Origin of the sequence: Salinibacterium xinjiangense (assembly GCF_014645015.1) — a bacterium.
Taxonomy (GTDB): Bacteria; Actinomycetota; Actinomycetes; order Actinomycetales; family Microbacteriaceae; genus Rhodoglobus; species Rhodoglobus xinjiangensis.
The window spans coordinates 408363-432916 of the sequence record NZ_BMLC01000001.1 but is presented as its reverse complement, the minus strand read 5'-3'; the positions used below and the strand labels follow the sequence as shown (position 1 = coordinate 432916).

Genomic DNA, 24554 nt, shown 5'->3' with positions numbered 1-24554 from the left:
ATGGATCGCTTTACATCTTCTGGGGTTGCCGGGGTGCGCTTCCTCGCCCAGCGCGGAATCCTGAAACCCGTCGTCTGGCGGCTCGTGCGGGTCACGATCCGCGGTGAGGACGCGATCAAAAACCTGGACGTTCCGTATATTGCCGTCGCGAATCATTCAAGCCATCTGGATGCCCCACTCGTCATCGGCGGACTGCCGAGACGACTCTCGCGCTACCTTGCGGCGGGAGCCGCTGCCGACTACTTTTTCGATGTGCAGTGGCGCAAGTGGCTCACGACACTGTTTTTCAACGCGTTCGCCATCGAACGCAACTCCGAGGGGAAACGTTCGGGGTCATCGCGCGCCCTGCTCGAGCGGAAGGTGCCACTGCTTGTCTTTCCTGAAGGCGGCAGGTCGAAGTACGGCGAGATGGGCCCGTTCAAGCCCGGTGCAGCAGCACTTGCCATCGCCACGGGTACCCCGTGTCTGCCCATCGCGCTTGTCGGTGCGAGTGAGGCTATGCCCCGGGGCGTCAACTGGCCCCTCCGTGGCCGGCATCCAGTCACCATCGTGTTCGGAGCGCCGATGAGGCCCGATGAGGGAGAGACTGCAGAGCAATTCTCCCGACGACTTTCAGGCGAGGTTCGCCGTCTGTATGAAACTGTGCAACCGATGCCGGTGCGCGCCCGGAAAGGAACGACATGACCAACGCAATAGACCGCAACGCCGTGCACCACATGAAGTGGTGGGGCTGGGGCGTTGACGGCGTGGGGTTCCACCATGAAGACAAGCCGGGATTCGCACCGTTCGTGAAATTTGCGGTCGGACTCGACCTGGGCACCGCCGTTCGCACAGGGGAGCCGTCGTTCGATGACCTGAACGTGCCATTAAGCAATGCCACCGAGGAATTCACGGCCGAACTGGCGTCGATCGTCGGCGCAGAGAACGTCACCACAGACGACATGGCTCGGGTCGTGCACACCTACGGCAAAAGCATCCGCGACCTGATCCGCGTGCGCAGCAACACCATCCTTCGCAGCCCCGATGTCGTGATCTATCCGGCAGACGAGGCCGAGGTCCAGCAGATCGTGGATGCCGCGGTCGCCGCCAATGCCGTCATCATCCCGTTCGGCGGCGGAAGCAACATCGCCGGCAGCCTCGAGCCCATCCCTGGCGAGGCCCGCACGATCGTGTCTCTCGACCTCGGTCGGTTGCGCGCGGTCATCGACATCGACACCGACTCGGGTCTCGCTCGCATCCAGGCCGGATCCCAGGGCCCTGATCTCGAGGAGCAGTTGAACAAACAGGGCTGGACCATCGGTCACTTCCCCGACAGCTTCACCCACTCGACGGTGGGCGGATGGGTCGCGACCCGGTCATCCGGAATGCAGTCGGACAAATACGGTGACATCGCAAACATCGCCCGCGGCATGCGCGTGGTGCGCCCCGGTGGCGTGCTCGTGCTGCGACCACTGCCGTCGACCTCGAGCGGACCGAGCGTGCGCGAAATGATCCTCGGCAGTGAGGGAAAGCTCGGAGTGATCACCGAGGTCACAGTGCAGGTGCATCGCATTCCCGAAAAACGAGACGTCTACGCCTACTTCTTCCCGAACTGGAAGTCGGGAATTGCCGCCATGCAGGCCATCAGCGAATCTGACGCCACGCCATCCATTACCCGAATCTCGGATTCGCGGGAGACCTCGTTCTCGCTGGCCACGTCGAAAAACCGCAAGGGCGTGTCGAAGTTCATGGCCGAGTCTGCTCTTCCGGGCATTATGAAGGCCAAGGGCTGGAACCTCGACGATATCTGCCTCTCGTTCATCGGGTTCGAGGGCAGCGTCTCGCACGCGAAGCACCAGAAATCGCTGGTCGATGACATCGTGAAGAAGCACGGTGGAATGGGCGTGGGCTCGGGACCGGGCATCCTGTACGACCAGAAGAAGTTCGACACCCCTTACCTGCGCGACTTCCTGCTCGACATGGGTGCGGCGGGCGACGTGTCTGAGACCGCTGCGCCGTGGTCGAAGCTCGTGGGCGTGCACGAGGCCGTCTATGCGGCGGCCCGCGGCGCGTACGAGCAGCTCGGCAACGACGGCTGGATCATGAGCCACATGTCGCACTCCTACCACTCGGGAGCCTGCCTGTACTTCACATTCGCCTTCACCTTCGGCGACGACCCGATCGCTGAGTACAACCTCGTCAAGAACGCCATCCAGCAGGCCTTCGTCGACAACCACGCGACGATCTCCCACCACCACGGGGTGGGGCTGGAACACTCGCCGTGGCTCACCCAGGACATCTCGGAAGAGGGCGTGAAAATCATGACCGGGCTGTTCGAGAGCGCAGACCCCGCCCAGAACTTCAACCCGGGGAAGATTCTCCCGAAGTGAATTCGGATGGTTGGTCCGCCCCCGGGCGGGCCAACGGCGGCTCAGACTGCGAAGGCCGGCCAGAGCAGGGCGAGCACGGAGTCGACCCAAGCTTCGTCGGTCGCGCGGCCGCGGATCAGTTCCGCCACGACCACGCCGAGAAGGATGCTCATCGCGAGTTCGATATCGACGTCGCGGTTGATCTCGCCGGTGATCGCGCGGTCGCGCAGGTCGTTGCGCAAGGCTTTCGTGGAGCCGCGGATCATCCCCAGCAGCAGTTGCGTGAACTGCGGATCCTCATTCATGATGATCGCGGCCACCGTGCCACGGCCGACCACGTTCTCGATGGTGTCGCTGGCGTGACGCAGCACCCACCTCAAAGAATCCTTCGCGGTGAGCCCTTCCGGGAAGCTGACCGAGGTCGTCGCAGTTGAGATCGCCGCGGTCAACAGCGACTCGCGGTTTTCGAAGCGACGGTAGATGGTGGTCTTCGCGACTCCTGACGCCGCAGACACCGATTCGATGCTGACGGCGAGTGGCCCGCGGCTCCGGAGGATGTCGAGCGCAGCGTCGAATATGCGACCATCGACATCAGGATGCCGCGGCACGCGTGCGGGTGGGGCTTCGGTCATACGCCATCACCTCGCAGGGTCTCGGGTTTCCATGATATCCGCGCCCTGGGTCGCACTGGAGGCGGATGACTGGCGCTGGCGGTACTGTGCGATCACAGGGCGATGTCGCGGTCGCCGGTGAAAGGGGAGCAGATGCCGTTCGTCGATAGCGCGGGTCGGGAGTTGACATCCATCGAACTGGGACAGGTTCCGGTGACGGCCCCCACGTTCCAGCTTCGGGAGCGCATCGGCTATGTCGAGGCTGGCACCTCCCCGCAGAAGATCACCTGGGCCGAGGCGCACATTCCCGACACCGCGCCCTCGCCGGGAAATCGCACAGACCTCGCGTCTGTGCCGCTGGTCTTCTGGAGCCTGATCGCCTCGTACGGTAGGCAGACGGCCGCCGCCGTGGTGCATGACAGTGAGTGCTGGAGGGTGCGGCAGTCTGTCCTTCCTGTGGTGGATGCGCTCGCCGAGCGGGAGCGCATCGACCGGGCGTTCCGGCTCGGGCTTCGTGAGCTGGGAGTCGCGCCGTTCAGGGCCTGGCTGATGTGGACGCTGGTGTCGTTCGAGCGGTACCAGAAACACTCGATAGCCCGATTCATCGGGATGCTCGCGCTCGGAATCCTCGGCTTGGCGCTCGTGGTGGGGGGTGCCATCCTGGCGTTCTCGGGGATTCCTGCCGCGGCCGCCGTTCTCGCGGTGCCTCTGGCCACCAGTGCCATCGGCGGTCGCCACTGGAGACTGCTCGTCTGGGCCAGCTATGCGGGAGCATTCCTGTTGCCGGTCGCCGTGCTGCAGGTCGCGGCCTACCTTCCGTATCTCGCGATCGAGAACATCGTGTGGGCCCTCGTCGACCTGCCCAGAAGCAAGGGTTCGCCGGTTGTGGGGCCGACGGACCTTCGCAATCTCCGCCGACTGGGAAACTAGCGAGGCGCTCTCCGCCGGCTGGGAAACTAGCGAGGCGTCTGTGCCGGCTGGGAAACTAGCGAGGCGTTGGTGCCGGGGGCACTTCCTTGGCCGCGATCACCGTGCTTACAGCGATACGTTCAACCCCGCGTTTGCCGTCGACCACGAGCGTGGATTCGTCGGCACTGAGGAGCATTCCGAGGGCATCCGTCGCCTGGCCCGACGGCAGCCTGTACCGCACGACGACCCGCATGCCCGGCGTCGGGATGGCTACCACGAGCCCGGAGCGTAATCTTTGAGGAAGATGCCGAACAGGTCTTCGCCAGCCTCACCGCGCACGATCGGGTCATAGACGCGGGCGGCTCCGTCGACCAGGTCGAGCGGGGCATGAAAGCCCTCCTCGGCGAGCCGCACCTTCGTCGGATGCGGCCTTTCGTCGGTGATCCATCCGGTGTCGACACTCGTCATCAGGATGCGGTCGCTTTCGAACATCTCGCGCGCGCTCGTGCGGGTGAGCATGTTGACGGCCGCTTTGGCCATATTGGTGTGAGGATGCCCCGGCCCCTTGTAACCGCGACCGAACACGCCCTCCATCGCGCTGACGTTCACCACGTATTTCCGGTGCGCCTCGCTCGACGCCATGGAGGGTCGCAGCCTTGAGATCAGGATGAAGGGGGCCGTGGTGTTGGCCAGTTGCACCTCGAGCATCTCGAGTGGGTCGACCTCGTCGACATGCTGTGTCCAGGAATTGACGGTGTCGAGATCCGGAAGTAACCCGCCAGCATCGATCGCAGTGCCCGCGGCGAGCCGCTCGAGCGAGCTCGAGCCTGGCGCCATGGCCTGTTCCGTCAGTTCGTCTGCCCTCGCGGCCGCGGCGGCCAGGATCGGGTGCGCGCTGACAGACCGCGCAAGGGCCTGCGGGTGCTGGTCGTTGGTGTGACCGAAGGTGACCAACTCGGGGAGCGGACCGTCCGGCAGGGGAGCGAGTTCGGCATCCACCAGCGGCTGGTAGGCGCCAGCGGAGCGTCGTACGGTCTGGGTGGCGTTGTTGATCAGGATGTCGAGCGGACCGGCCGCTGCGACATCATCCGCGAGACCGATCACCTGGGCTGGGTCGCGCAGGTCGATTCCGACGACCTTCAGCCGGTCGATCCATTCCGGTGAATCGGGGAGGCTGGTGAACCTGCGCACGGCATCGCGGGGAAACCTGGTCGTGATGGTCGTGTGTGCGCCGTCCCGGAGCAGCCGCAGGGCGATGTACATGCCGATCTTCGCGCGACCACCCGTCAGTAGTGCGCGCTTTCCGGAAAGGTCGGTGCGGGCGTCGCGTTTCGCGTGGCTCATCGACGCACAGTCCGGGCAGAGCTGGTGATAGAAGGCATCCACGTGGGTATACGGCTTCTTGCAGATGTAGCAGGCGCGCGCTTTGATGAGCGTTCCTGCCGTAGGCGCGGTGGTGGTCGTCGAGATCGGGATGCCGCGGGTCTCGTCGTCGATGCGGTCCGGCGCTCCCGTAGCCGTCGCGGCGATCACGCTGCGGTCGGCGTCGGCGATCACGGCGCGCTTCTCGAGGCGACGCTCCTTTTTGACGGCCTTGAACATCTTCGCGGTCGCCCTCCTGACTGTGATGAAGTCGGGATGCTCGTCGTCGACGTCGGCCAGCTGCGACAGCACTTTCAGCACGACGTCGAGGTCGTCCGGGTCGATGCCGCTGGGCTGGTTCTTCTCGAAGGTCACACGAGATTCTACGGCGAACCCCGGGCGAGCCCCACCCGCGGTCACCTATGGTGATGGCATGAAGGTTGTCGCCGTGTACAGCACCAAGGGTGGGGTCGGTAAGACGACTGCGGCGGTGAACCTGGCGTGGGAAGCCTCGAGGGACCTACGGGTGCTGCTCTGGGACCTGGATCCGCAGGGTGCGGCGACCTTCCTGTTCGACGTCAAACCCAAGCTCAAGGGTGGGGTCGACGCGCTCATCAGCGGTAAGACCGATGCGGGGAAGGCGGCCCGCTCGACGGCCTTCGAACGCCTTGACGTGATTCCCGCCGACGACAGCTATCGCGACCTCGAGCTCGTGATCGACGGCGCCAGGAAGTCGACCCAGCGCATCGCAAGAGTGCTGGATTCGGTCAGGGGTGACTACGACGTCGTGATCCTTGACTGCCCGCCCGGGGCCTCCCTCGTCGCGGAGAACGCCATCCACGTCGCCGATGTCGTCGTGTTGCCTCTCGTGCCGTCCCCGTTGGCGCTTCGCTCTCTCGAACAGGTCGGCGGCCTCGTCGCGAGCACAGCGAAGAAGACGCCGGTGCTCGCGTTCCTGTCGATGGTGGATCGACGCAAGACCGCCCACCGGGTCGCCCTCGAGTCGCTGTCGACCATCCATCGAGAGGTGATCGATGTGTTCGTTCCGGCAACGGTCGTCATCGAGCGAATGGGCACGGAGCTCGCGCCGGTCGCCACCTTCGCGCCGACCACCGAAGCCGCGCGATCGTTTGCAGCACTCTGGGTCGCGGTGCGCCGCGCCGCCGGGCTGAAGAAATCGAAGCACTAGCCTCGAGCTATGCCTTACAAGCTGCTTCTCGATTGCGACCCGGGGCTCGATGACGCGCTGGCGCTGCTTCTCGCCCACGGCGATCCGAACATCGAACTCGTCGGCATCACGACGGTGGGCGGCAATGTTGCCCTCCAGAACACGACCAGGAACGCACTTCAGCTGCGGGAGTACCTGAAGTTTCCGAAGGTTCCCGTCTCCGCTGGTGCCGCTGGGCCGCTCACGAGGACGTTTCGTGACGCCGCACACGTGCACGGGGCCAGCGGCCTCGGCAACGTCGTGCTTCCCGAAGCGACGCTGGCGGTCACGGGCATCCACGCAGTCGACGCCATCATCGAGTTGATTACGGCGACGCCCGGCACGATCCACCTCGTGGCGACAGGCCCACTGACCAATATCGCTCTCGCCCTGGAGAAAGAGCCAGCCATCGCCCGCTGGGCCGCCTCATTCACGATCATGGGCGGATCATCGACCAGGGGTAACGCGACGGCCGCCGCGGAATTCAACATCTGGGCCGACCCCGAGGCAGCGCGGATCGTCTTCGACGCCGACTGGCGCGTGACGATGATCGGGCTCGACCTGACCCTGCAGGCGCAGGCGAACTCGATAGTGATCGACAGGATGAAAAAGCTGGGCGCGCTCGCCGACGAGCTGATCGTGCCGCTGTCGACCTTCTACTTCAATCCGAATGTTCCGGACTGGGACGGGCAGGCCGTGCACGACGTCTGCGCTGTGGCGTATGTGGCGCGACCCGATTTGTTCGATTGCCGTCTGGCACGAGTCGACATCGAGACGACGGGCGAGTTCACCACGGGCATGACGGTGGTCGATTTCGACTCACCATCACCCAATGCACTCGTGGCCACGAAGCTCGATGTCAGCGGATTCTGGGCCTATGTCGAGACCGTGTACGCCAGGGTTGCCGCCGAGCACACGGCCTGAGGTCGTCCGTCGCTCGGTCGGAGGGCCGGGACGATACCGACGCGAAACGTATGGCGCGCTGCCATACCGGCCAGCAGCGCTGCACCATCCTTCCGAAATGACGGAGAACGCGGCCCAACGTCGGGAAGAGCCGCGGGATTGACTGGCGCAGGATGACAACCTCCGTCATTTCGGGAGGGATGGCGTGCCCTGCGGGGCGGGCGTGAGTCTGAGCCGGTTACGGTGGTCTCATGGCATCACTCCTCGACCTCGCGCCGAGTCCATACGATGCGGATGCCGCATACACGGTATTCGCGGGATGGGCCGAGGGCCGCGGGTTGCCGCTCTATCCTGCCCAGGACGAAGCTCTCATCGAGATCGTCTCAGGTGCCAACATCATCCTGAGCACCCCGACGGGAACCGGAAAATCCCTCGTCGCGATCGCCGCCCACTTCACCGCGCTGGCGCAGGGCAGGCGCACGTTTTACACGGCCCCGATCAAGGCCCTCGTCAGCGAGAAGTTCTTCGCCCTCGTCGATATCTTCGGCGCCGACAACGTCGGGATGGTGACAGGCGACTCGAGTGTGAATCCGGATGCCCCGATCATTTGCTGCACGGCCGAGATCCTCGCCAACATCGCCCTCAGGCAGGGTGCAGACGCCGAGGTCGACCAGGTGGTGATGGATGAGTTCCACTTCTACGCCGACCCCGAGCGTGGCTGGGCGTGGCAGGTGCCGTTGCTGACACTGCCGCGGGTGCAGTTCATCCTGATGTCGGCGACTCTCGGCGATATGAAACCCATCGCCGACGACCTCACGCGGCGCACCGGCCGCGAAACCGCCCTCATCACGGGCGTCGACCGGCCGGTGCCTCTGCATTATTCCTACGCGATGACGCCCGTGCACGAGACGATCGAGGAGCTGCTCGCTACCGGGCAATCACCCATCTACATCGTGCACTTCTCGCAAGCGGCCGCGCTCGAGCGAGCGCAGGCCATGACGAGCATGAAGATCATCAGCCGTGAGCAGCGCGATGAGATAGCCGAGGCGATCGGCGGATTCCGCTTCACTACCAGGTTCGGGCAGACCCTCAGCCGCCTGATCCGATCCGGTATCGGGGTGCATCATGCCGGCATGCTGCCCAAGTACCGCCGACTCGTCGAGCAGCTCGCCCAGCGCGGGCTGCTGCGGGTGATCTGCGGCACGGACACCCTGGGCGTGGGCATCAACGTGCCCATCCGCACCGTGCTGCTGACGGCTCTCACCAAATATGACGGCATCAGGATGCGCCAGCTGAGCGCTCGCGAATTCCACCAGATCGCGGGCAGGGCGGGTCGCGCCGGCTACGACACCGCCGGAACCGTCGTCGCGGAGGCACCAGACCACGAGGCGGAGAACGCGAGGCTCGTGGCGAAGGCGGGCGACGACCCCAAGAAGGTGCGCAAGATCGTGCGCAAAAAGGCACCGGAGGGTTTCGTGTCGTGGGGGCAGCCGAGCTTCGAGCGGATGATCGCCGCGGAGCCGGAATTGCTGACGAGTCACATGAAGGTCAGCCATTCGATGATTCTCAACGTGATCGCCCGCGGCGGCGACGCGTTCGGGACGATGCGGGACCTGATCTTCGACAGCCACGAGAGCTGGAACGGCAAGCTCGCGCTGGCGCGTCAGGCGCTCGCGATCTACCGGACATTGCGCGCCGCGGGAGTGGTCGAACAGATCACCGTCCCCGTGATGGCGCTCTACGATGGGGAGCTGGTCGAGACATTCGAAGAGTCCATCGAGATCCGGTTGACCGTCGACCTGCAGCCGAATTTCGCGCTCAACCAGCCGCTCTCGCCCTTCGCGCTGGCGGTGTTCGAACTGCTCGATCCTGAATCGCCCACCTACCCGCTCGACATGATCTCGATCCTCGAGTCGACCCTCGACGATCCCCGGCCCGTGCTCCAGCAGCAGCAGTTCATGGCCCGTGGCGAGGCGGTCGCCGCGATGAAGGCCGAGGGCATCGAGTACGACCAGCGCATGGAACTTCTCGAGCAGGTGACCTGGCCCAAGCCACTGGAAGAGTTGCTCGATGCAGCGTTCGAGCAGTATTCGGCGACCCAGCCGTGGATCGGCGACTTCGCGCTGAGCCCCAAATCGGTCGTGCGTGACATGTATGAGCGAGCCATGACCTTTGCCGACTTCACCGGCTTCTACCAGCTCGCGCCGCGCGAGGGACTCGTGCTGCGCTACCTTTCCGACGCCTATCGCGCCGCGCGCCAGACGATCCCGGATGACGCGAAGACCGAGGAGCTGCTTGACGTGATCGAGTGGTTAGGCGAGCTCGTGCGCCAGGTCGACTCGAGCCTGCTCGACGAGTGGGAGGCGATGGTCAACCCGTCGGCCGACCCCACGGCTCCCGTCGTTCCTCCGGCTCCGCCCAGTGTGCTCGCGAATCCGCGGGCCTTCCGTGTGCTGGTGCGCAACGAGCTTTTCCGCCGGGTGCAACTGGCGGCGCTCGAGAACTGGGAGGCTCTCGGGGAGCTGGATGCGGCATCCGGATTCACGGCCGACGCCTGGGCCGACGCGATGGACCTGTATTTCGACGAACACGACACGCTGGGCACCGGCGGTGATGCGCGCGGCCCGTCGATGATCGATATCACGGAGGGGCCGCAGCAGTGGACCGTGAGACAGGTATTTGACGACCCAGCCGGTGATCACGATTGGGGCATCAGTGCCACGATCGACCTCGCGGAGTCGGCAGAGCAGGGCCTGGCCGTCGTGCGGGTGACCTCCGTGGGCATGGTCGGCTAGACGAACTTCCGCTGGCCGACCCTCCCGCTAGAAGACGTTGCGTTCCAGGTAGTCGTTGCGAAACTTGCCCGTCGGGTCGAGTTCCTCGGCGAGTGCAACGAAGTCGCCGAGTTTCGGATACAGCTCCCGCCGCACCGCGTGGAACAGCTTGCCCCAGTGCGGGCGCGCGTCGAACGGTGCCAGGGCATCCTCAATCACCGGCAACAGTGCCAACACTGCGTCCGGCTCGAACTTCCAGGTGAAGTGGATGCCCACCGCATCGGTCTCGTATGCGCCACTCAGCCACAGCGAATCGGCCGCCATCGTCCGAAGTTCCGAGACGTGCAGGTGGGGCGCGATGCGGTCGCCAAGCTGACGGACCGCGGAGATGGCAGAGACCGCATGCCGCCTCGGCACGAGGTATTCGGTCTGCAGTTCGTCGCCGTTGCTCGGGGTGAACCCCATCCTGAAGTGGGGGAGCCTGTCGATCCACGGCCCCGGGATTCCGCCCTGGGTCGTTGTGCTGCTGGATGACGCGCCCGGTAGCGGGTGCAACTCGGTCGTGGCGAGTGCGGCGCCGAAGAGCTCCTGCGGGGGCTTGCGGTCGCCGATCCTGGATTTCAGCCAGACGTCGCCCACCGCGTCACCCACCCACCGGGTGAAGATGCTGGTGCTGTAGGCCCGCGACACGATGCCGTCGTAATTCTCGAGCAGTGAGCTCCAGGTGAGACCGGTGAACACATCCTGTCTCACGTCGAAGGTCGGCTCGATGTCGAGGGTGATCCTGGAGACGATCCCCAGGCTACCCAGCGAGACGACGGCGCCGTCGAACTCTGGGTCGACCGGGCCGATGCTACGTAATTCCCCGCTCGCGGTGACGATGTCGAGCCCGGAGACTGCGCGGGCGAGGGTGCCGTTGTTGACACCAGAACCGTGCGTACCGGTCGCGATCGCGCCGGCCACGGAGATATGCGGCAACGACGCCAGGTTGCGAAGGGCCCAGCCGGCATCCTGCAGTACCACCCCGAGTTCCCCATAGGTGAGCCCGGCCGAGAACGACACGGTATCCGTCTCATCGTCGATGACGATATTCGGATCCATCGCCGTGAGGCTGACGAGTTCGGCGGAGTCAGCAAGATCATTGAACGAGTGCCTGCTGCCGAGCGCCCGGATCTTCGGAGCCGTCGAGACGATCTCCTGCAGTTCATCGATCGTGCCCGGCTGGTGAAGGGTGGTGGCGCGATACTCGTGGTATTTCGCCCAGTTGGTTCCAATGCTCACCCGCCCATTCTGCCCCCGCAATGCGCGCAGCTCTGCATTCGAGCGAACCCGCGCGCCCGATGCTGTGCTCGCCGCCGCAGTTGCCGGAGGATCACCGCGCTCGGGTGTTGAATGAGCCAGTGACGTCAGAAACCCCCATCCAGCCCGGGATGACCCGCGAACAGCGACTCATCCTGGTGATCGCCATCCTCGCGTCGTTCGTCGCCTTCCTCGACGGTTCTGTGATAAACGTGGCGCTCCCGAAGATCAGCGAAGAACTCGGTGGGGGGCTCACGACCCAGCAATGGGTGGTCGACGCCTACCTGATCACCCTCGGGTCCCTCATCCTGCTCGCGGGCTCCCTTTCTGATGTCTTCGGTCGCATCGTCGTGTTGCGCACCGGACTCATCGCGTTCGGGGTGGCATCAGTGCTTATCGTCATAGCCCCGACGGCCGAGCTGGTCATCATCCTGCGGGCAGTGCAGGGCATTGCCGGAGCCCTTCTCGTGCCCAGTTCGCTCGCATTGATCATCTCGACCTTCCGCGGAGCGGCCCAGGCGAAGGCCATCGGCACCTGGACCGCGTGGACGAGCGCGTCGTTCCTGGCCGGCCCGCTGATCGGCGGCCTCTTCGTCGATTACCTTTCCTGGCGGCTCGTGTTTGCGATCAACGTGATCCCGATCGGTCTGACCCTCGTGCTGCTGGTCATGCTCAGGCACAAGGACACCAGGGCCGAGGGGGTCAGGCTCGACTTCGTCGGCGCGGCTCTTGGAATCGTCGGCCTCGGTGGCCCCGTCTTCGCGCTGATCGAGCAGGCCAACTTCGGCTGGGCAGACCCCAGGATCTTCCTGCCGTTCGTGCTCGGACTGCTCTCGTTCGCGGCATTCATCTGGTGGGAATCTCGCGTGAAAGCGCCCATGCTGCCGCTCGGTATCTTCCGGAATCGCAACTTCGCGTGGGGCAACCTGGCGACCATGTTCATCTACGCGGCGCTCTCCATCGGTGGCTTCATCGTGGTGATCTTCCTGCAGCAGGTGGCCGGATATCCCGCGACAATCGCCGCGCTGGCCTTCCTGCCCGTCTCCCTCGGCAACGTCTTCCTGTCGGGAATCTTCGGTTCACTCAGCGGCAAATACGGTCCACGGCTCTTCATGACGGCGGGCCCGATCATCGCCGGCTTCGGTTACCTCCTGCTGCTCACGATGGGGGATGACGTGAATTACTGGTGGAACGTGCTTCCGGGCATCCTCGTGTTCGCGGTCGGCATCTCGATCACGGTGGCTCCGCTGACCTCGGCCATCCTCGGCTCGATCCCGTCGCAGCAGGCGGGAATCGGTTCGGCGACGAATAACGCCGTAGCCAGGGTCGCCGGGCTCATCGCGATCGCCCTCATCGGGGTGATCGTGGCCGGCCAGCTTGACGTCGAGAGCTTTCACCGCGTGCTGCTGGTCACGGCTGCACTGCTGTTCCTCGGCGGGATCGTGTCGTTCGTCGGCATCCGCAATCCGACCGCGTCGGCACCAACGGCTCCCGAGGTCTAGGCAAGCAGCCTGGTGCCAGACAGCGCCAGCATGACGACGTTGAGAATCGCCCCAAGGATAATGATCCTGAAAAGCAGGCGGCTCGGTTCGGCCCGGACAATGAGTGCGGCGCAGAAGATGGCCAGCGCCAGGCTGAGCGCCAGGCCGACGTAGAGGTAGGCGGGCGCCTGTCCCGGCATGACAACGATACTGACGGATGCGGCGGCTAGTGCTCCCGCAATCACGAGCCCGCTCGACCGCGGTCCGAACCGGTGTGGCAGCCCTCTCACGCCGGTGGCCCTGTCGTCATCGAGGTCCGGCAGCACGTTGGCGAAGTGTGCGGACACCCCCAGTGACGCACCCGCAAGAATCGCCCACGGTGAAGCGAGCGCGGGCTCGCTGCGTGACAGGGTGACGATCAGGGGCAGCAGGCCGAAGCTGACTATGTAGGGAACGACCGACAGCGACGTGGACTTCATCCCGAGGTTATAGGCCCACGCCGATCCGATGAACACCGTGTGGGCGACGGTCGCCGCCCAGCCGAGAGGCAGGGTGAGAGCAATCGCCGCGGTCGCGCTGACCACAGCGGCGTTTCGGGCGGCCGTGTCGCTGAGCTGGCCTGCAGCGATCGGCTTGTCGGTGCGACCGACGGCACGATCCCGCTCAGCGTCGATCCAGTCATTTGACAGGCCTACCGACGCCTGGCCCAGCAGGAACGCGACCCCCAGTGCTATCAGCTGCCAGGGCGCTAACCCGACACTCACGCCCAGGATGACGGTGATCGCGGTGACCGCGACCGTCGGGCCGGGGTGGGTCGACCGCGCCAGCGCGCTCGCTGTGCGAAGCATCCTGACATCGTATGTGCCGACACGCAGGTCGGGCGGCACTATCGACGGTAGTTTGGACGGATGCGCGAGCCACTCGATGACCAGGCCATGGCCGACCTGCTTCCGGGGACGTGGATCGTTGCGGCGACGAACTTCCCGGTGTGGCTGTCGGGGGAGCGGCTCAACCCGCGCTTCGAATACGGCCTGATCTCGCGCGACCCGCTGGTGCTTTCCGATGACGTGACCTATGTCGCCGGCCAGGGAAAGCGTGCGGGAGCCCACAAACACATCCATGGAAAAGACACCTATATCGACGACGGTTTCATGTGGCGCGGTACCGGGATGATGAAGATGTTCACCAGCCGATGGCACATCGCCGGCATCAGTGACGATGGTTCGATCGCCGCGGTCCATTTCACCAAGACCCTGGGCGCCCCGGCCGGTGTCGACATCATCGTGCGCGAAGGATCGTCGGTTCCCGAGCTTCGCGCCGTCATCGCACACTCCACTGATGATTACGGGCTCAGCCCGGAGCAGTTCGCCTCACTCACCTGGCTCGACTCCGGCGTCACCGTCTGAGCGACATGATTCCAGCCCCGCGATGGCGCGCGGCACGCGTGTCGCTGGCGCTGCTGGTAGGCGTCTCGGCGCTCGCCGGGTGCACGCCGCCGCCGACTCCCGCGGCGACCTCCCCGATCGCATCGCGGCCGCCGCCTGTTGACCCCGTGCAGCAGTACGCGGATGACAGGCTCAGCGTCATGACGCTCGACGACAAGATCCGGTCGATGATCATGGCCCACCAGCCTGGTCTCGACGCTATGGGCCTGGGCCAGTACGCCTCGGGGCAGGGCCTCGGTGGGCTGATCCTGATGGGCGACAACATCCCGGGCAGCGTGAACGACCTGGGGGCCATGACCGCGACGATGGCCGGTGAGGCGGGGCTGCCCGTGCTGGTGGCGACAGACCAGGAGGGCGGGGTCGTCCGTCGCATCCAGTCTGATGACCTGCCGTCGGCTTTCGAATTGCGGAACCTCCCGGCGCCCGACGGCGAAACTGCCTTCGCTCAGCGGGGGAGGCTGCTCGCGGCTTCGGGAATCACCATGAATTTCGGAATCATTGCCGACGTCGTGTCAGATCCTTCGTCGTTCCTGTACGACCGGTCACCGGGATCGACGGCACAGGATGTCGCGGCCAGGGTAGCGGCGGCCGTCACCGGTGAGCGTGACGAGGTGCTGTCGACGCTCAAGCATTTCCCGGGCCATGGTGCGGCTCCCGGCGACTCCCACTCGGATGTGCCGCGAACCAATCTGACCCTGCCGCAGTGGCGAGCGGAGCACGCGCCCCCGTTCGAGGCGGGCGTCGATGCTGGCGCAGAGGTCGTCATGTTCGGGCACCTCCAGTTCGATGCTGTCGACGTAGTTCCGGCGACGCTTTCAGCGCGCTGGCACGAGATCCTGAGCGACGACCTCGGGTTCGACGGCATCACCATCACGGACGACATGAACATGCTCGAGAACTCGGGCAGGCCCGAATATCTGTCTCAGGGCCAGAACGCGGTACTCGCCGTCGCCGCGGGAAACACGATGCTGCTGTACGTGCAGCATGTCGACGTTCCGGCTGTGGTTGCCGCCGTGCACGCCGCCGTCGATGACGGCTCCATCCCGACGACCACAATCGATGAGGCCGCCCGCAAACTGCTCGTGGCCCGCCGAACGCTGTCAGGTGAGACCGGCAGGTTCGTGCACTGTTTTGACGATTGCCTCGCGATCATCGACTAAAGGCGATTGCCTTGTGATCATCGATGAGCGGCGATTGCCTCCAGCACGGCATCCGGTCGTTCGATGTTCGCGAAGTGACCGCAATCGGGGACCACAACGGTGCGGGATGCCGGAATAAGGCGCGTGAGCTCTTCGAGGTCGGAGTCGCGCACGAGCGCATCCCGGTCTCCCTTCAGTGCTGTGACGGGGCAGGTGATCCCCGCCCACGCGATGCTCGGGCTGTAGCCGCGGGTGATGTCCACGGCAGCCAGGAATGACGGCGGACGGATTTCGCGTGCGAGAGCATCGACGACGTTGGCACTGACTCGGAACGGGTGCCGGAACAGCGGAACGACCACGGGTCGCAGCATCCCTGCAGCCTGCATCCCGCGTACGAGCGCATGGCCCGTGGCACCGAGTGCGGACAGCAGCACCATGATGCGCCAGAGCGCGCTGAAATGGGGCAGTAGCCATACCTTGCGCGCGGGGTGGGCGACGCTGTCGACGAGCGACCATGTCGTGCCTGAGACCATCACCACCGACTGCACCTCATCGGGCCAGCGAGCGGCCAGGTGCATGGCGATGAATCCACCCATCGAGTGGCCCACCACATCCCACCGGGTATAGCCGAGTTCGAGAACTGCGGCCCGTACGAGTTCGCACACCGTGTCGATGGTCGGCGGCCCCGGTGACGGGTCGAGAGTCGCGGCACCCCAGCCGGGCAGATCAAGAAGCACAGGATCGGCGATCCCGGATCCTGAATCCTCTGCGGCCCGCAACAGGGGAGTCCAGGTGCTCCAGGAACCTGCTGCGCCGTGGAGAAACAGCGTTGCCCTGTCCGAGCGGCGCTCGGACAGGTGGTGCGCCACCGTCGAGCCCATGGTGCCGGTGACGGTCGTGCTGACGAGACTGAGACCGGCACCATCCTCCGTCAGCGGATACGGCGCGTACGTGAGCGTCGTGCCGCGAACGCCGGCGGATTTGTCGTGGAGCATGCCGGTTATTCGTGACCGCGGCCCCGGGTGATGGGTTCGATGACGTTCTTCCCAGCGACAGGATCAGATCGTCGGAAGCTGGAGGCCGCTCAGCCTGAGTTCGATCGGAGCGTGACCAACGCCACGAGGCGCTTGATCCTCGTCGGCGGCAGCAGCTGGCGAGCGGGTAAGCGACCCACCAAGTGCTATCGCGCCGACGATGATCACGAGCGCTGTCACCGTACCGAGTCCGAACATGAGGCGGCGCGGTCGGGCGTCGACCGCAGGCACAACGGAGTTCGGGGTGGACATATGCTGTGTTCCTTTCGGGGGTAGGAACCAGTTCCGTCGGGCACGGAACCAAGTCTCCGGCGTCCCCTGTTTGGAGGACATCGGCCAGCGCTCAAAAAGTATCAGCGCACTCCGCCAGCGTCAAGTCCGGCACCCTGCGACGGCGTCGACCCTAATGCTGCGGATGCTGCTGAAATCGCATCGGCCGCCCGTACGAGCGTCAGATGGGTCAGTGCCTGCGGCGTATTTCCGGCCTGGCGGGCGTTTCCGACGTCATATTCCTCGCTCATCAGGCCGAGATCGTTGGCGAAACCTACGAGCCTGTTCATGAGTTCCCTGGCGTCTTGCAGTCGATTCGACATCGCGTACTGCTCGACCAGCCAGAACGAGCAGGCCAGGAACGGATTCTCACCGGAGGGAAGACCGTCGACTCCGGATTCGCTGCGGTACCTCAACAGCAGTCCTCCGTCGAGCAGCTCCGCCTCGATCGCCGCCACAGTCCCGAGCATGCGGGGATCGTCGGCGGGGATATAGCCGACGAGCGAGAGCTGCAGCAGCGACGCATCCACCCCCTCGCTGCCGTAGTACTGCGTGTAGGTGTTGCGCTTCTGGTCGAAACCTCTGGCTTCGATCTCTTCGCGGAGCTGCTCGCGGAGCTTCTCCCAGCGTTTGACGGGCCCCTTGAGGCCGAAATCATGAACGGCAGAGATCGCGCAGTCAACAGCCGCCCACAGCATTACCCTCGAGTGGGTGAAATGGCGCTCTGGCCCGCGGATCTCCCAGATTCCCCGGTCCGCACGCTGCCAGTTCTCCTCGACAAAGCTCATCAACGCCCGCTGCACCGGCCAGGAGAAGTCGGGCTCAGCGTTGCCGAGCCGCCGGGCGGCGTGCAACGCGATCATCACCTCACCGAACACGTCACCCTGGTATTGCGTGAACGCGGCGTTCCCCACCCGCACGGGACTGGCGCCCTGGTAGCCGGGGAGGCTCGGCACCTCCCACTCATCGAGCCTGCGCTCACCCGCGAGTCCGTACATGATCTGCACGTCAGCCGGGTCGCCCGCGATGGCTCGCAACAGCCAGTTGCGCCACGAGTCTGCTTCGCTGGCGAAGCCGTGATCGAGCAGAACGTGCAGGGTCAGCGAGGCGTCGCGCAGCCAGACGTACCGGTAGTCCCAGTTGCGGGATCCGCCGAAGGACTCGGGCAGGCTGGTCGTCGCGGCCGCCACGATACCGCCAGTGTCTCCGTGGGTAAGCGCCCGCAGCACGAGGAGCGACCTGCGCACAGCGTCGGGGAATTCGGCGGATGGCGACCCCGCCGATGCCCAGCGTTGCCACCACGTCGTGGTCTCCGCAATACGTTTCGTGACGTTGATGGGCACGGGAGGCTCGCGGTGCGACGGGTACCAGGTCATCGTCTGGTCGACGGTCTCTCCGGCTTCGACGGTGAATGCCGTCGTGTGGTTGTGGTCTTCGGCATGAAGTCCGGGTCCGCGTATCACGAGGGCGTCAGGGCCGGCCACAGCGACGAGCTCGTGGTGACCCTTCTCGGGTACCTGGCGCATCCAGGGAACGGCATTGGCGTAGTCGAACCTGATCCTGAGATCGACATGCATGACGACTGATCCGCTGACGCCGCGAACGCGCCGGATGATGTCGGCGCGTCTGTCTCCGACCGGCATGATGTCGGTGACCTCGACTTCGCCCGTCGGGGTCACCCATCGCGTGACGAGGGTGAAGGTGTCCGGGATGTACCGTCGCGTGGAGGTGACGCCGTGATGGCCGTGCACCGATGCCTCGGGCGCGAGAAGCCAGCGACCGTGGTTCTCATCGCCCAGTAGCGCACCGAACACCGATGCTGAATCGAACCGGGGCAGGCACAGCCAGTCGATACTGCCGTCGCGGCCGACGAGCGCTGCACTGTAGGTATCACCGATGACGGCATATTCCTCAATATTCAGCAGCATCCGGCCATCATCACATTTCTGCCTTTACCGCAGCCGGGAGGGCTGTGTTTGATTCGGCGCTGTGTTCATCTCGGGGCTGTGTTTGACTCTGGTATGGCCAACCCCTCCGCGACGCTCACCGATATCATCATCGACCAGAAGCCGGCGGGGGCGAGCACCGTTCTGCGTGGAGTTCTTGGCGTCCCTTCTGGCAGCGGTCCATGGCCAACGGTGGTGGTCGTTCACGAGGTGTTCGGCATCGAGGAGCAGATGCGCAGGCAGGTCGCGCACCTGGCATCGCTCGGCTACCTGGCCGTCATGCCAGACCTCTACAGCGACGGCGGGGCGCGTCGGTGCCTCGTCGCGACGATGAAGGCGATGCGCAGCGGAACCGGGCGGGCCTACCTCGACATCGAGGCAGCGCGCCAGTGGGTACGTGCACGGCCCGAAGCCAACGGAGCAGTGGGCGTGATCGGCTTCTGCATGGGCGGTGGATTCGCCCTGATGACGGCATCCTCAGGCTTCGATGCCGCCGCCAGCAACTACGGGATACTCCCGCAGGATCCGGATGACGCCCTCGACCGGGCTTGTCCGGTGATTGGGAGCTACGGCGCGACCGACTCGAGCCTGAAGGGCGCTGCAGCAACCCTCGAGAAGACGCTCACCCGCCAGAACATCGTGCACGACATCAAGGAATACCCGAACACCGGTCACGCCTTCATGAATGAAGGCCCGGCAGGTCCCGTGTGGTTCAGGCCGCTCGCCCGCGTAATGAAGATGGGGCCCAATCCGGATGCCGCGGCCGACGCCTGGCAGCGGGTCGACGCGTTCTTCCGCGAGCACCTCCAGCCACCGAAGCCCTAAGGCTGCGCCAGCTGGTCCGCCAACAGGCCGGCAGCGGATAACTCGGACGCGAGTTCGGCGCCGTTCTGCCCGTAGAACCAGCGCACATTCGAGGTACGTTCGCGCTCAGCCGCGGTGCTCCGGCCACCGGCAAGCACCGCCTCACCGTTCGAGAGCTGCCGGATGGCAATCCCCGCGACATTCTCGGGGTGCGCTGCGGCGAACTCACCGTAAAGTTCTTCGTCGTGCTGCCCGTCGTCGCCGATGAGCAGCCACTTCATATCGGGGAACTCGTCGGCCAGCCGGGAGAGACTGGAGCGCTTATGCTCTTGGCCGCTGCGGAACCAACGGTCGTGCGTCGGACCCCAGTCTGTAAGCAGCAGTGGACCGGCTGGGTAGAGATTCCTGCCGAGGAACCTGGTGAGAGTGGGAGCCACGTTCCAGGCACCCGTGGATAAATAGATCACCGGTGGAGTCGGTTCGACTCGGGTGAGGCGTTCGTAGAGCACGGCCATCCCGGCGACAGGAGTCCGTGCATGCTCGTCGAGCACGAAGGTGTTCCACGCGGCGAGGAATGGTCGCGGCAGAGCCGTGACCATCACGGTGTCATCGATGTCGGAGATGATTCCGAAGCCGGCCTCGGGGTCGAGCACGAAGACCGGTGCTGTGACAGATTCCGTGTCGGCGGCTCCGAGACTCACCTCCTGCCATCCGAGTTCGAGCTGGGCATCCAGTCTTACGTCGACGATGCCGCCGCGGGTGGGTCGCACCCGGTGTTCGACGCCTCCGATCACGACCGTGACATCCACATCCTCGACCGGGACGCTGAAGAAGCTGCGCCAACCGCGAACTTTCTCGGCGCGTTGGCTGGGCGCTTCGGTCGGCTGGGCCAGCACGACGCGACAGAGCACCCTGACCCAGGTCGTTGTGCCGTATCCGGCGTACGGCACGATCGTGGTGACGAGCCCGCGCTTGCGGCCCCGGCCTTCGCGCCAGCGGTGGAAGCTGTCTTCGATGCGCGCCGCCCGGTGGAAAAGTTGTGGTGTTTGCCCCGAAGCGGGTGTCGTCGCTGGGGATGGCATGACCCAAGCCTATGTGCCGAGTCGGCGGATCGACTCTCAGGCGCTGGGGATGGGCTCGATCAACGATGGTCCCGAGCTGCGCACATTGCCCACGGCGCTGTCGACCTCGTGGAACTCGGCATACTCAGCCACCTCCGCGCCGGCAGCTGAGATTTCGTCCAGTAGCTCGGCAGAGCCCTCGGTGTGCGGGTCGAGCCACTCGTCGAGCAGCTCGGGAGAGAGGAAGACGGGCATCCTGTCGTGGATGCTCGCAAGCCGGCTGGTCGCTTCCCGCGTGAGAATCGAGGTCGACAACATCCATTTGTCAGCTGAGTCGTCTGCTTCGGCGGGGTTGCGCCACCACTCGTACAGTGCGGCGAAGACCATCGGCTGGCCATCGGGCATGTGGATGAAGTGCGGGCGCTTGACGTCGTCGGAGACAGCCCACTCGAAGTAGCCGGTAGCGGGGATGATGGCGCGGCGCTTCTTCACCGCTGTCGCGAACGTCGACTTCTCTGCGGCAGTCTCGATACGGGCGTTGATCGCACTCGCCCCCGATTTCGGGTCTTTCGACCAGACCGGCACGAGACCCCAACGCGCGGCTTCGAGCCGCCGAACGGGCTCATCATCGACCGCGGCATTCTTGCCAATCGTGTCTAGAATGATGCTCACTCGGTCTGTTGGGGCCACATTGAATGATGGACCGGGCAGCCCAGGTGCGACCAGGTCGATGTCGAACATCTCCACGAGGTCGGCTGTTCCACCGGCAACGACGAATCTTCCGCACATGCGTCCATTGTGCCAGCGGGCGATGTCCCGTGTGGAGATTGCGCTGTTGACTGGAACTTGCTGTATAACCAAGAAGCGGGCTGGGGCGCCCAGTAATGTTTGGACAGAAGAAATGAGGCTCACTGTGGCTCTTCAAGAGACCCCCACCCCGAGTGATCCGGTCGCTGCACTGCGCAACGAGCCGGTCCAGGCTCGAAGCACCGCCCGGCTGACCGCGCTGCTCGACGCCGCCGCAGCCGTCGTGGATGAGATCGGATTCGAACGGATGACCACCGCGATGGTCGCCGATCGCGCCGGCGCATCGATCGGCACCGTCTATCGGTACTTTCCCGACCGCATCGCGGTACTGCAGGCGCTGTCCACCCGCAACCTCAGTCGCGTGCTGACGAGGGTGAGCGATGAAATCCTTGATGAGCGCCACAGCAACTGGGCCGATTCCTTCAGTGCGGCATTCGGCGTCTTCGCGGAGGCGTACCGGTCAGAGCCGTCATTCCGCGGCCTCCGTTTCGGCGACGTTCTCGACATGCGCCCCGCCGCCCAGGAGCAGACTTTCAACTCGATAGTGTCCAACCGGTTGCTCGACAACATGCTCTTGCGATTCGGCTTCGCTGACGGCCCGGAGGTCCGTTTCACTTTTGAGACGGCGGTCGAGGTATCGGATGCCCTGGCAACCCGGGCCTTCGCCCGTGGCCTTCATGGCGACCAGGCATTCCTGGACGCCGGTCGTGACCTCGTGTTCGGCATGCTGGCTCGGCATTTCGGGACTGCGCAGCCCACAACCTAGCGCAGTGCGGCGCATTGTCAAGGGTTAGTACCACTTCGGCAACGGAATATGTCTGCGGCTCCCAATGGGGTTATGTTGACGTACTGGCAAGTGTCGATCCGTGTGCGCACGAGGAATGAGCCCCCGCTGATGATCGAGTTCCGTGGTGTGTCCAAGCGATTTCCCGACGGCACGGTCGCTGTGGAGGATTTCAATCTCGTCATACCCTCCCGCAAGACGACGGTGCTCGTCGGATCGTCCGGCAGTGGCAAGACGACTTTGCTGCGGATGATCAACCGCATGGTCGATGTGTCGGCTGGTTCCATCGAGATCGATGGCGAGAGTATTCTCGACCGCAATCCCGTGGCTCTGAGGCGCAGCATCGGCTACGTGATGCAAAACTCCGGGCTTCTCCCGCACCTGAAAGTCATCGACAACGTCGCGACGGTTCCGGTGCTCAATGGGGTTCCCCGCAGGAAGGCGCGACAGGATGGTTTGGAGCTTCTCGACACTGTGGGTCTCGAGAGGTCGGTGGCCAATCGCTATCCGAGCCAACTCTCCGGTGGGCAGCAGCAGCGGGTGGGTGTGGCGCGTGGCCTTGCCGCGAACCCCAACATCCTGCTGATGGACGAACCGTTCGGTGCGGTCGACCCCATCGTGCGTGCCGAGTTGCAGCAGGAGACCATCCGGCTCCAGCGGGATCTCGACAAGACTGTCGTCTTTGTCACCCACGATATCGACGAGGCATTTCTTCTCGGTGACCAGGTCGTGATCCTCGAAAAGGGTGCGAAGATCGCCCAGATCGGCAGCCCACGCGAGATCCTTGCAAACCCGGCGAATGACTTCGTCGCCAGCTTCATCGGTGCCGAAAAGGGCAAGCGCTCGCTCACGATCCAGCACACCGACCACGGCTCGATCCTCATCGACAGCGAGGGCAGGCCGCAGGGCGTTCTGGCAGCAGGTCCAGGGGAGTGAACTGGGTCGCGGGCAACCTCGACCTCATCGCCCAGCTGACCCTCGAACACCTCAGGCTCAGCATCCCGCCCATTCTCATCGGGTTCATCATCGCGCTCCCACTCGGCTACCTGGCATATCGCTTCAAACTCACTCGTGGCCTGCTCCTGACGCTGGCGGGGTTGCTCTACACGATTCCCTCGCTGGCGCTGCTGCCGATCCTGCCGACGATCTTCGGGACTAGCTTCCTGAGTCCCCTGAACCTCACCATCGCGCTGACTATCTATGCCGTCGCGATCATGGCGAGATCGATCGCGGATGCCCTGCAATCGGTCGACCCGGCGATCCGCCAGGCGGCCACTGCCATGGGGTATGGGTCGTGGCGTCGCTTCTGGACTGTGGAGTTTCCCCTCGCCGGCCCCGTGATCCTCGCCGGTCTCAGGGTCACCGCGGTCAGCACGATTAGCCTCGCGACGGTCGGGATCCTGATCGGCGTCCAGAGCCTCGGTTACCTGTTCACCAACGGGCTGCAGCGCGGGATCGTGCCAGAGATCCTCGCGGGCCTGGTGATGGTCGTCGTGATCGCGCTGCTGGTGGATCTGCTGCTCGCGCGCGCCGGCCGGGCGCTTATGCCCTGGTCGCCGACCCGGGCCGTGCGACCGAAACTCGAACGGCTGCCACTGGTTCCCATGACAGGTCGTGGAACATGAACCTGCTCGCAGAGGCCTTCGACTGGATCTTCTCGCCTGACAGGCTGTCAGGGTCGTCTCCACTGCCCGCCGCGATAGCGCTGCACCTCCTCTACACCTTCATCGCCGTAGCGCTGTCCGCCGTCATCGCCGTCCCGCTCGGGTATTACATCGGCCATACCGGCAAGGGCCGGAACGCCGCGATCGCCATCTCGGGTGCGGCGAGAGCAGTGCCATCCTTCGGTCTCATCCTGCTGCTTGTGCTCGTCATGGGTGTGACCCAGAAGCCGCTGGCCGCCACGATCGCTTTCGTCCTGTTGGGGATTCCCTCGATTCTCGCGGGCGCCTACGCCGGGCTTGAGGCTGTCGATCGCCGGGTCATCGATGCGGCCCGGGCCGTGGGAATGACGGAGTGGCAGATCCTGGTCAGGGTCGAGATTCCGCTGGGCCTGCCGCTGCTGATCGGGGGGATTCGCGCCGGTGCGCTCCAGATCGTGGCGACGGTGGTGCTTGCCGCGTATGTCACGCTCGGTGGTCTCGGCACGTACATCATCCAGGGCATCCCGCTGAGCCGGTACGACATGATCCTCGGCTCCGCGATCGTCATCGTCGCCCTTGCGCTGGTTCTCGACGGGCTCTTTGCGCTGCTGCAGCAGGTCGTCGTTCCGCGCGGTGTTGCGGCGGGACGCACTCAGGACATCCGCGCGACGTCACCCCGACGCCGCGCGGTGGTGGGAACTTCCCTCCAAGAAAGAAAAGGATAAGA

24 protein-coding genes are annotated in these 24554 nt (G+C 64.8%); 14 read left to right on the top strand and 10 right to left on the bottom strand.

Annotation, left to right across the window (positions count from 1 at the left end; genetic code table 11):
* Both IEW81_RS02065 and IEW81_RS02060 read left to right on the top strand, forming a co-directional pair.
* Window positions 1-684, top strand: coding sequence for a lysophospholipid acyltransferase family protein (locus tag IEW81_RS02065; protein ID WP_229671192.1), 684 nt, complete (start codon window positions 1-3; stop codon window positions 682-684).
* Window positions 681-2369 carry an FAD-binding oxidoreductase gene (locus IEW81_RS02060; protein WP_097060735.1) on the top strand — a complete coding sequence of 563 codons (1689 nt, stop codon included), beginning with the start codon at window positions 681-683 and terminating at the stop codon, window positions 2367-2369. Before IEW81_RS02065 ends, IEW81_RS02060 begins: the two co-directional genes overlap by 4 nt.
* Before the next feature lie 41 nt (window positions 2370-2410).
* On the opposite strand, the gene IEW81_RS02055 is transcribed toward IEW81_RS02060, so the two are convergent.
* On the bottom strand, window positions 2411-2980 hold the full coding sequence (locus tag IEW81_RS02055) for a TetR/AcrR family transcriptional regulator (protein WP_097060736.1): 570 nt from the start codon (window positions 2978-2980) through the stop codon (window positions 2411-2413).
* Between the two features lie 132 nt (window positions 2981-3112).
* On the opposite strand from IEW81_RS02055, the gene IEW81_RS02050 reads away from it, so the two are divergent.
* Window positions 3113-3889 (top strand): DUF1353 domain-containing protein, encoded by a 777-nt coding sequence (locus tag IEW81_RS02050; protein ID WP_179691838.1) that lies wholly within the window; start codon window positions 3113-3115, stop codon window positions 3887-3889.
* A 55-nt stretch (window positions 3890-3944) separates the two neighbouring features.
* On the opposite strand, the gene IEW81_RS02045 is transcribed toward IEW81_RS02050, so the two are convergent.
* Together IEW81_RS02045 and IEW81_RS02040 are read right to left on the bottom strand one after the other, a co-directional pair.
* The gene (locus IEW81_RS02045; RefSeq protein WP_097060738.1) at window positions 3945-4145 is read right to left on the bottom strand and encodes a putative acetyltransferase; all 201 of its coding nucleotides are present in this window, start codon (window positions 4143-4145) and stop codon (window positions 3945-3947) included.
* Entirely contained in the window at window positions 4139-5605 is a 1467-nt protein-coding gene (locus IEW81_RS02040; RefSeq protein ID WP_097060739.1) for an SDR family NAD(P)-dependent oxidoreductase, read from the bottom strand. Before IEW81_RS02040 ends, IEW81_RS02045 begins: the two co-directional genes overlap by 7 nt.
* 58 nt (window positions 5606-5663) lie before the next feature.
* Between IEW81_RS02040 and IEW81_RS02035 the strand changes: the two genes are divergently transcribed.
* The 3 genes from IEW81_RS02035 (at window position 5664) to IEW81_RS02025 (ending at window position 10135) form a co-directional block, all read left to right on the top strand.
* Window positions 5664-6419, top strand: a complete 756-nt coding sequence (locus IEW81_RS02035) for a ParA family protein (protein ID WP_097060740.1) — start codon at window positions 5664-5666, stop codon at window positions 6417-6419.
* Between the two features lie 9 nt (window positions 6420-6428).
* A complete protein-coding gene (locus IEW81_RS02030; RefSeq protein WP_097060741.1) occupies window positions 6429-7361 on the top strand; it encodes a nucleoside hydrolase in 933 nt (310 codons plus the stop codon).
* A gap of 230 nt (window positions 7362-7591) precedes the next feature.
* Window positions 7592-10135, top strand: coding sequence for a DEAD/DEAH box helicase (locus tag IEW81_RS02025; RefSeq protein ID WP_097060742.1), 2544 nt, complete (start codon window positions 7592-7594; stop codon window positions 10133-10135).
* 27 nt (window positions 10136-10162) lie between these two features.
* Here the strand turns inward: IEW81_RS02025 and IEW81_RS02020 are convergent, their stop codons facing one another.
* Window positions 10163-11395 (bottom strand): FAD-binding protein, encoded by a 1233-nt coding sequence (locus tag IEW81_RS02020; RefSeq protein WP_097060743.1) that lies wholly within the window; start codon window positions 11393-11395, stop codon window positions 10163-10165.
* Between the two features lie 149 nt (window positions 11396-11544).
* Between IEW81_RS02020 and IEW81_RS02015 the strand changes: the two genes are divergently transcribed.
* A complete protein-coding gene (locus IEW81_RS02015; protein WP_097060744.1) occupies window positions 11545-12915 on the top strand; it encodes an MFS transporter in 1371 nt (456 codons plus the stop codon).
* Here IEW81_RS02015 and IEW81_RS02010 read toward each other — a convergent pair.
* Complete coding sequence (locus tag IEW81_RS02010) at window positions 12912-13742, bottom strand: UbiA family prenyltransferase (protein WP_097060947.1); 831 nt, start codon at window positions 13740-13742, stop codon at window positions 12912-12914. The genes IEW81_RS02015 and IEW81_RS02010 overlap by 4 nt on opposite strands.
* A gap of 60 nt (window positions 13743-13802) precedes the next feature.
* Here IEW81_RS02010 and IEW81_RS02005 point away from each other — a divergent pair, with 60 nt between their 5' ends.
* Together IEW81_RS02005 and IEW81_RS02000 are read left to right on the top strand one after the other, a co-directional pair.
* Window positions 13803-14300, top strand: coding sequence for a hypothetical protein (locus IEW81_RS02005; RefSeq protein WP_097060745.1), 498 nt, complete (start codon window positions 13803-13805; stop codon window positions 14298-14300).
* Between the two features lie 5 nt (window positions 14301-14305).
* The gene (locus tag IEW81_RS02000; protein WP_097060746.1) at window positions 14306-15499 is read left to right on the top strand and encodes a glycoside hydrolase family 3 N-terminal domain-containing protein; all 1194 of its coding nucleotides are present in this window, start codon (window positions 14306-14308) and stop codon (window positions 15497-15499) included.
* A gap of 17 nt (window positions 15500-15516) precedes the next feature.
* On the opposite strand, the gene IEW81_RS01995 is transcribed toward IEW81_RS02000, so the two are convergent.
* From IEW81_RS01995 to IEW81_RS01985, 3 genes are all read right to left on the bottom strand, one after another.
* On the bottom strand, window positions 15517-16473 hold the full coding sequence (locus tag IEW81_RS01995; RefSeq protein ID WP_097060747.1) for an alpha/beta fold hydrolase: 957 nt from the start codon (window positions 16471-16473) through the stop codon (window positions 15517-15519).
* A gap of 63 nt (window positions 16474-16536) precedes the next feature.
* A complete protein-coding gene (locus tag IEW81_RS01990; RefSeq protein ID WP_097060748.1) occupies window positions 16537-16764 on the bottom strand; it encodes a hypothetical protein in 228 nt (75 codons plus the stop codon).
* Between the two features lie 101 nt (window positions 16765-16865).
* Window positions 16866-18710, bottom strand: a complete 1845-nt coding sequence (locus IEW81_RS01985; RefSeq protein ID WP_097060749.1) for a glycoside hydrolase family 15 protein — start codon at window positions 18708-18710, stop codon at window positions 16866-16868.
* 93 nt (window positions 18711-18803) lie between these two features.
* Here IEW81_RS01985 and IEW81_RS01980 point away from each other — a divergent pair, with 93 nt between their 5' ends.
* Window positions 18804-19553: a dienelactone hydrolase family protein gene (locus IEW81_RS01980; protein ID WP_097060750.1), complete on the top strand. Its 750-nt coding sequence runs from the start codon at window positions 18804-18806 to the stop codon at window positions 19551-19553.
* Here the strand turns inward: IEW81_RS01980 and IEW81_RS01975 are convergent.
* Complete coding sequence (locus IEW81_RS01975; protein ID WP_097060751.1) at window positions 19550-20614, bottom strand: App1 family protein phosphatidate phosphatase; 1065 nt, start codon at window positions 20612-20614, stop codon at window positions 19550-19552. The genes IEW81_RS01980 and IEW81_RS01975 overlap by 4 nt on opposite strands.
* 36 nt (window positions 20615-20650) lie before the next feature.
* Window positions 20651-21382, bottom strand: a complete 732-nt coding sequence (locus tag IEW81_RS01970; RefSeq protein WP_097060752.1) for an SOS response-associated peptidase — start codon at window positions 21380-21382, stop codon at window positions 20651-20653.
* Window positions 21383-21506: 124 nt separating this feature from the next.
* Here IEW81_RS01970 and IEW81_RS01965 point away from each other — a divergent pair, with 124 nt between their 5' ends.
* The 4 genes from IEW81_RS01965 to IEW81_RS01950 all read left to right on the top strand — a co-directional run bounded on the left by IEW81_RS01965 (window position 21507) and on the right by IEW81_RS01950 (window position 24552).
* The gene (locus IEW81_RS01965; RefSeq protein WP_218840010.1) at window positions 21507-22166 is read left to right on the top strand and encodes a TetR/AcrR family transcriptional regulator; all 660 of its coding nucleotides are present in this window, start codon (window positions 21507-21509) and stop codon (window positions 22164-22166) included.
* Window positions 22167-22295: 129 nt separating this feature from the next.
* Window positions 22296-23120 (top strand): ABC transporter ATP-binding protein, encoded by an 825-nt coding sequence (locus tag IEW81_RS01960; protein WP_097060948.1) that lies wholly within the window; start codon window positions 22296-22298, stop codon window positions 23118-23120.
* A complete protein-coding gene (locus tag IEW81_RS01955) occupies window positions 23117-23809 on the top strand; it encodes an ABC transporter permease (RefSeq protein ID WP_097060754.1) in 693 nt (230 codons plus the stop codon). Before IEW81_RS01960 ends, IEW81_RS01955 begins: the two co-directional genes overlap by 4 nt.
* Window positions 23806-24552, top strand: a complete 747-nt coding sequence (locus tag IEW81_RS01950) for an ABC transporter permease (RefSeq protein WP_097060755.1) — start codon at window positions 23806-23808, stop codon at window positions 24550-24552. Before IEW81_RS01955 ends, IEW81_RS01950 begins: the two co-directional genes overlap by 4 nt.
* The last annotated feature ends 2 nt before the right edge of the window (window positions 24553-24554 follow it).

Excerpts from the sequence above, each read along its gene's own strand:
- IEW81_RS01950 (WP_097060755.1), top strand. The coding sequence starts at position 23,806 with ATGAACCTGCTCGCAGAGGCCTTCGACTGGATCTTCTCGCCTGACAGG.
- IEW81_RS02025 (WP_097060742.1), top strand. The coding sequence starts at position 7,592 with ATGGCATCACTCCTCGACCTCGCGCCGAGTCCATACGATGCGGATGCC.
- IEW81_RS02035 (WP_097060740.1), top strand. The coding sequence starts at position 5,664 with ATGAAGGTTGTCGCCGTGTACAGCACCAAGGGTGGGGTCGGTAAGACG.
- IEW81_RS02005 (WP_097060745.1), top strand. The coding sequence starts at position 13,803 with ATGCGCGAGCCACTCGATGACCAGGCCATGGCCGACCTGCTTCCGGGG.
- IEW81_RS01995 (WP_097060747.1), bottom strand. The coding sequence starts at position 16,473 with ATGCTCCACGACAAATCCGCCGGCGTTCGCGGCACGACGCTCACGTAC.
- IEW81_RS02000 (WP_097060746.1), top strand. The coding sequence starts at position 14,306 with ATGATTCCAGCCCCGCGATGGCGCGCGGCACGCGTGTCGCTGGCGCTG.
- IEW81_RS01990 (WP_097060748.1), bottom strand. The coding sequence starts at position 16,764 with ATGTCCACCCCGAACTCCGTTGTGCCTGCGGTCGACGCCCGACCGCGC.
- IEW81_RS02065 (WP_229671192.1), top strand. The coding sequence starts at position 1 with ATGGATCGCTTTACATCTTCTGGGGTTGCCGGGGTGCGCTTCCTCGCC.
- IEW81_RS02010 (WP_097060947.1), bottom strand. The coding sequence starts at position 13,742 with ATGCTTCGCACAGCGAGCGCGCTGGCGCGGTCGACCCACCCCGGCCCG.
- IEW81_RS02015 (WP_097060744.1), top strand. The coding sequence starts at position 11,545 with ATGACCCGCGAACAGCGACTCATCCTGGTGATCGCCATCCTCGCGTCG.
- IEW81_RS01985 (WP_097060749.1), bottom strand. The coding sequence starts at position 18,710 with ATGCTGCTGAATATTGAGGAATATGCCGTCATCGGTGATACCTACAGT.
- IEW81_RS01980 (WP_097060750.1), top strand. The coding sequence starts at position 18,804 with ATGGCCAACCCCTCCGCGACGCTCACCGATATCATCATCGACCAGAAG.
- IEW81_RS01975 (WP_097060751.1), bottom strand. The coding sequence starts at position 20,614 with ATGCCATCCCCAGCGACGACACCCGCTTCGGGGCAAACACCACAACTT.
- IEW81_RS02055 (WP_097060736.1), bottom strand. The coding sequence starts at position 2,980 with ATGACCGAAGCCCCACCCGCACGCGTGCCGCGGCATCCTGATGTCGAT.
- IEW81_RS02060 (WP_097060735.1), top strand. The coding sequence starts at position 681 with ATGACCAACGCAATAGACCGCAACGCCGTGCACCACATGAAGTGGTGG.
- IEW81_RS01960 (WP_097060948.1), top strand. The coding sequence starts at position 22,296 with ATGATCGAGTTCCGTGGTGTGTCCAAGCGATTTCCCGACGGCACGGTC.
- IEW81_RS02050 (WP_179691838.1), top strand. The coding sequence starts at position 3,113 with ATGCCGTTCGTCGATAGCGCGGGTCGGGAGTTGACATCCATCGAACTG.
- IEW81_RS02030 (WP_097060741.1), top strand. The coding sequence starts at position 6,429 with ATGCCTTACAAGCTGCTTCTCGATTGCGACCCGGGGCTCGATGACGCG.
- IEW81_RS01970 (WP_097060752.1), bottom strand. The coding sequence starts at position 21,382 with ATGTGCGGAAGATTCGTCGTTGCCGGTGGAACAGCCGACCTCGTGGAG.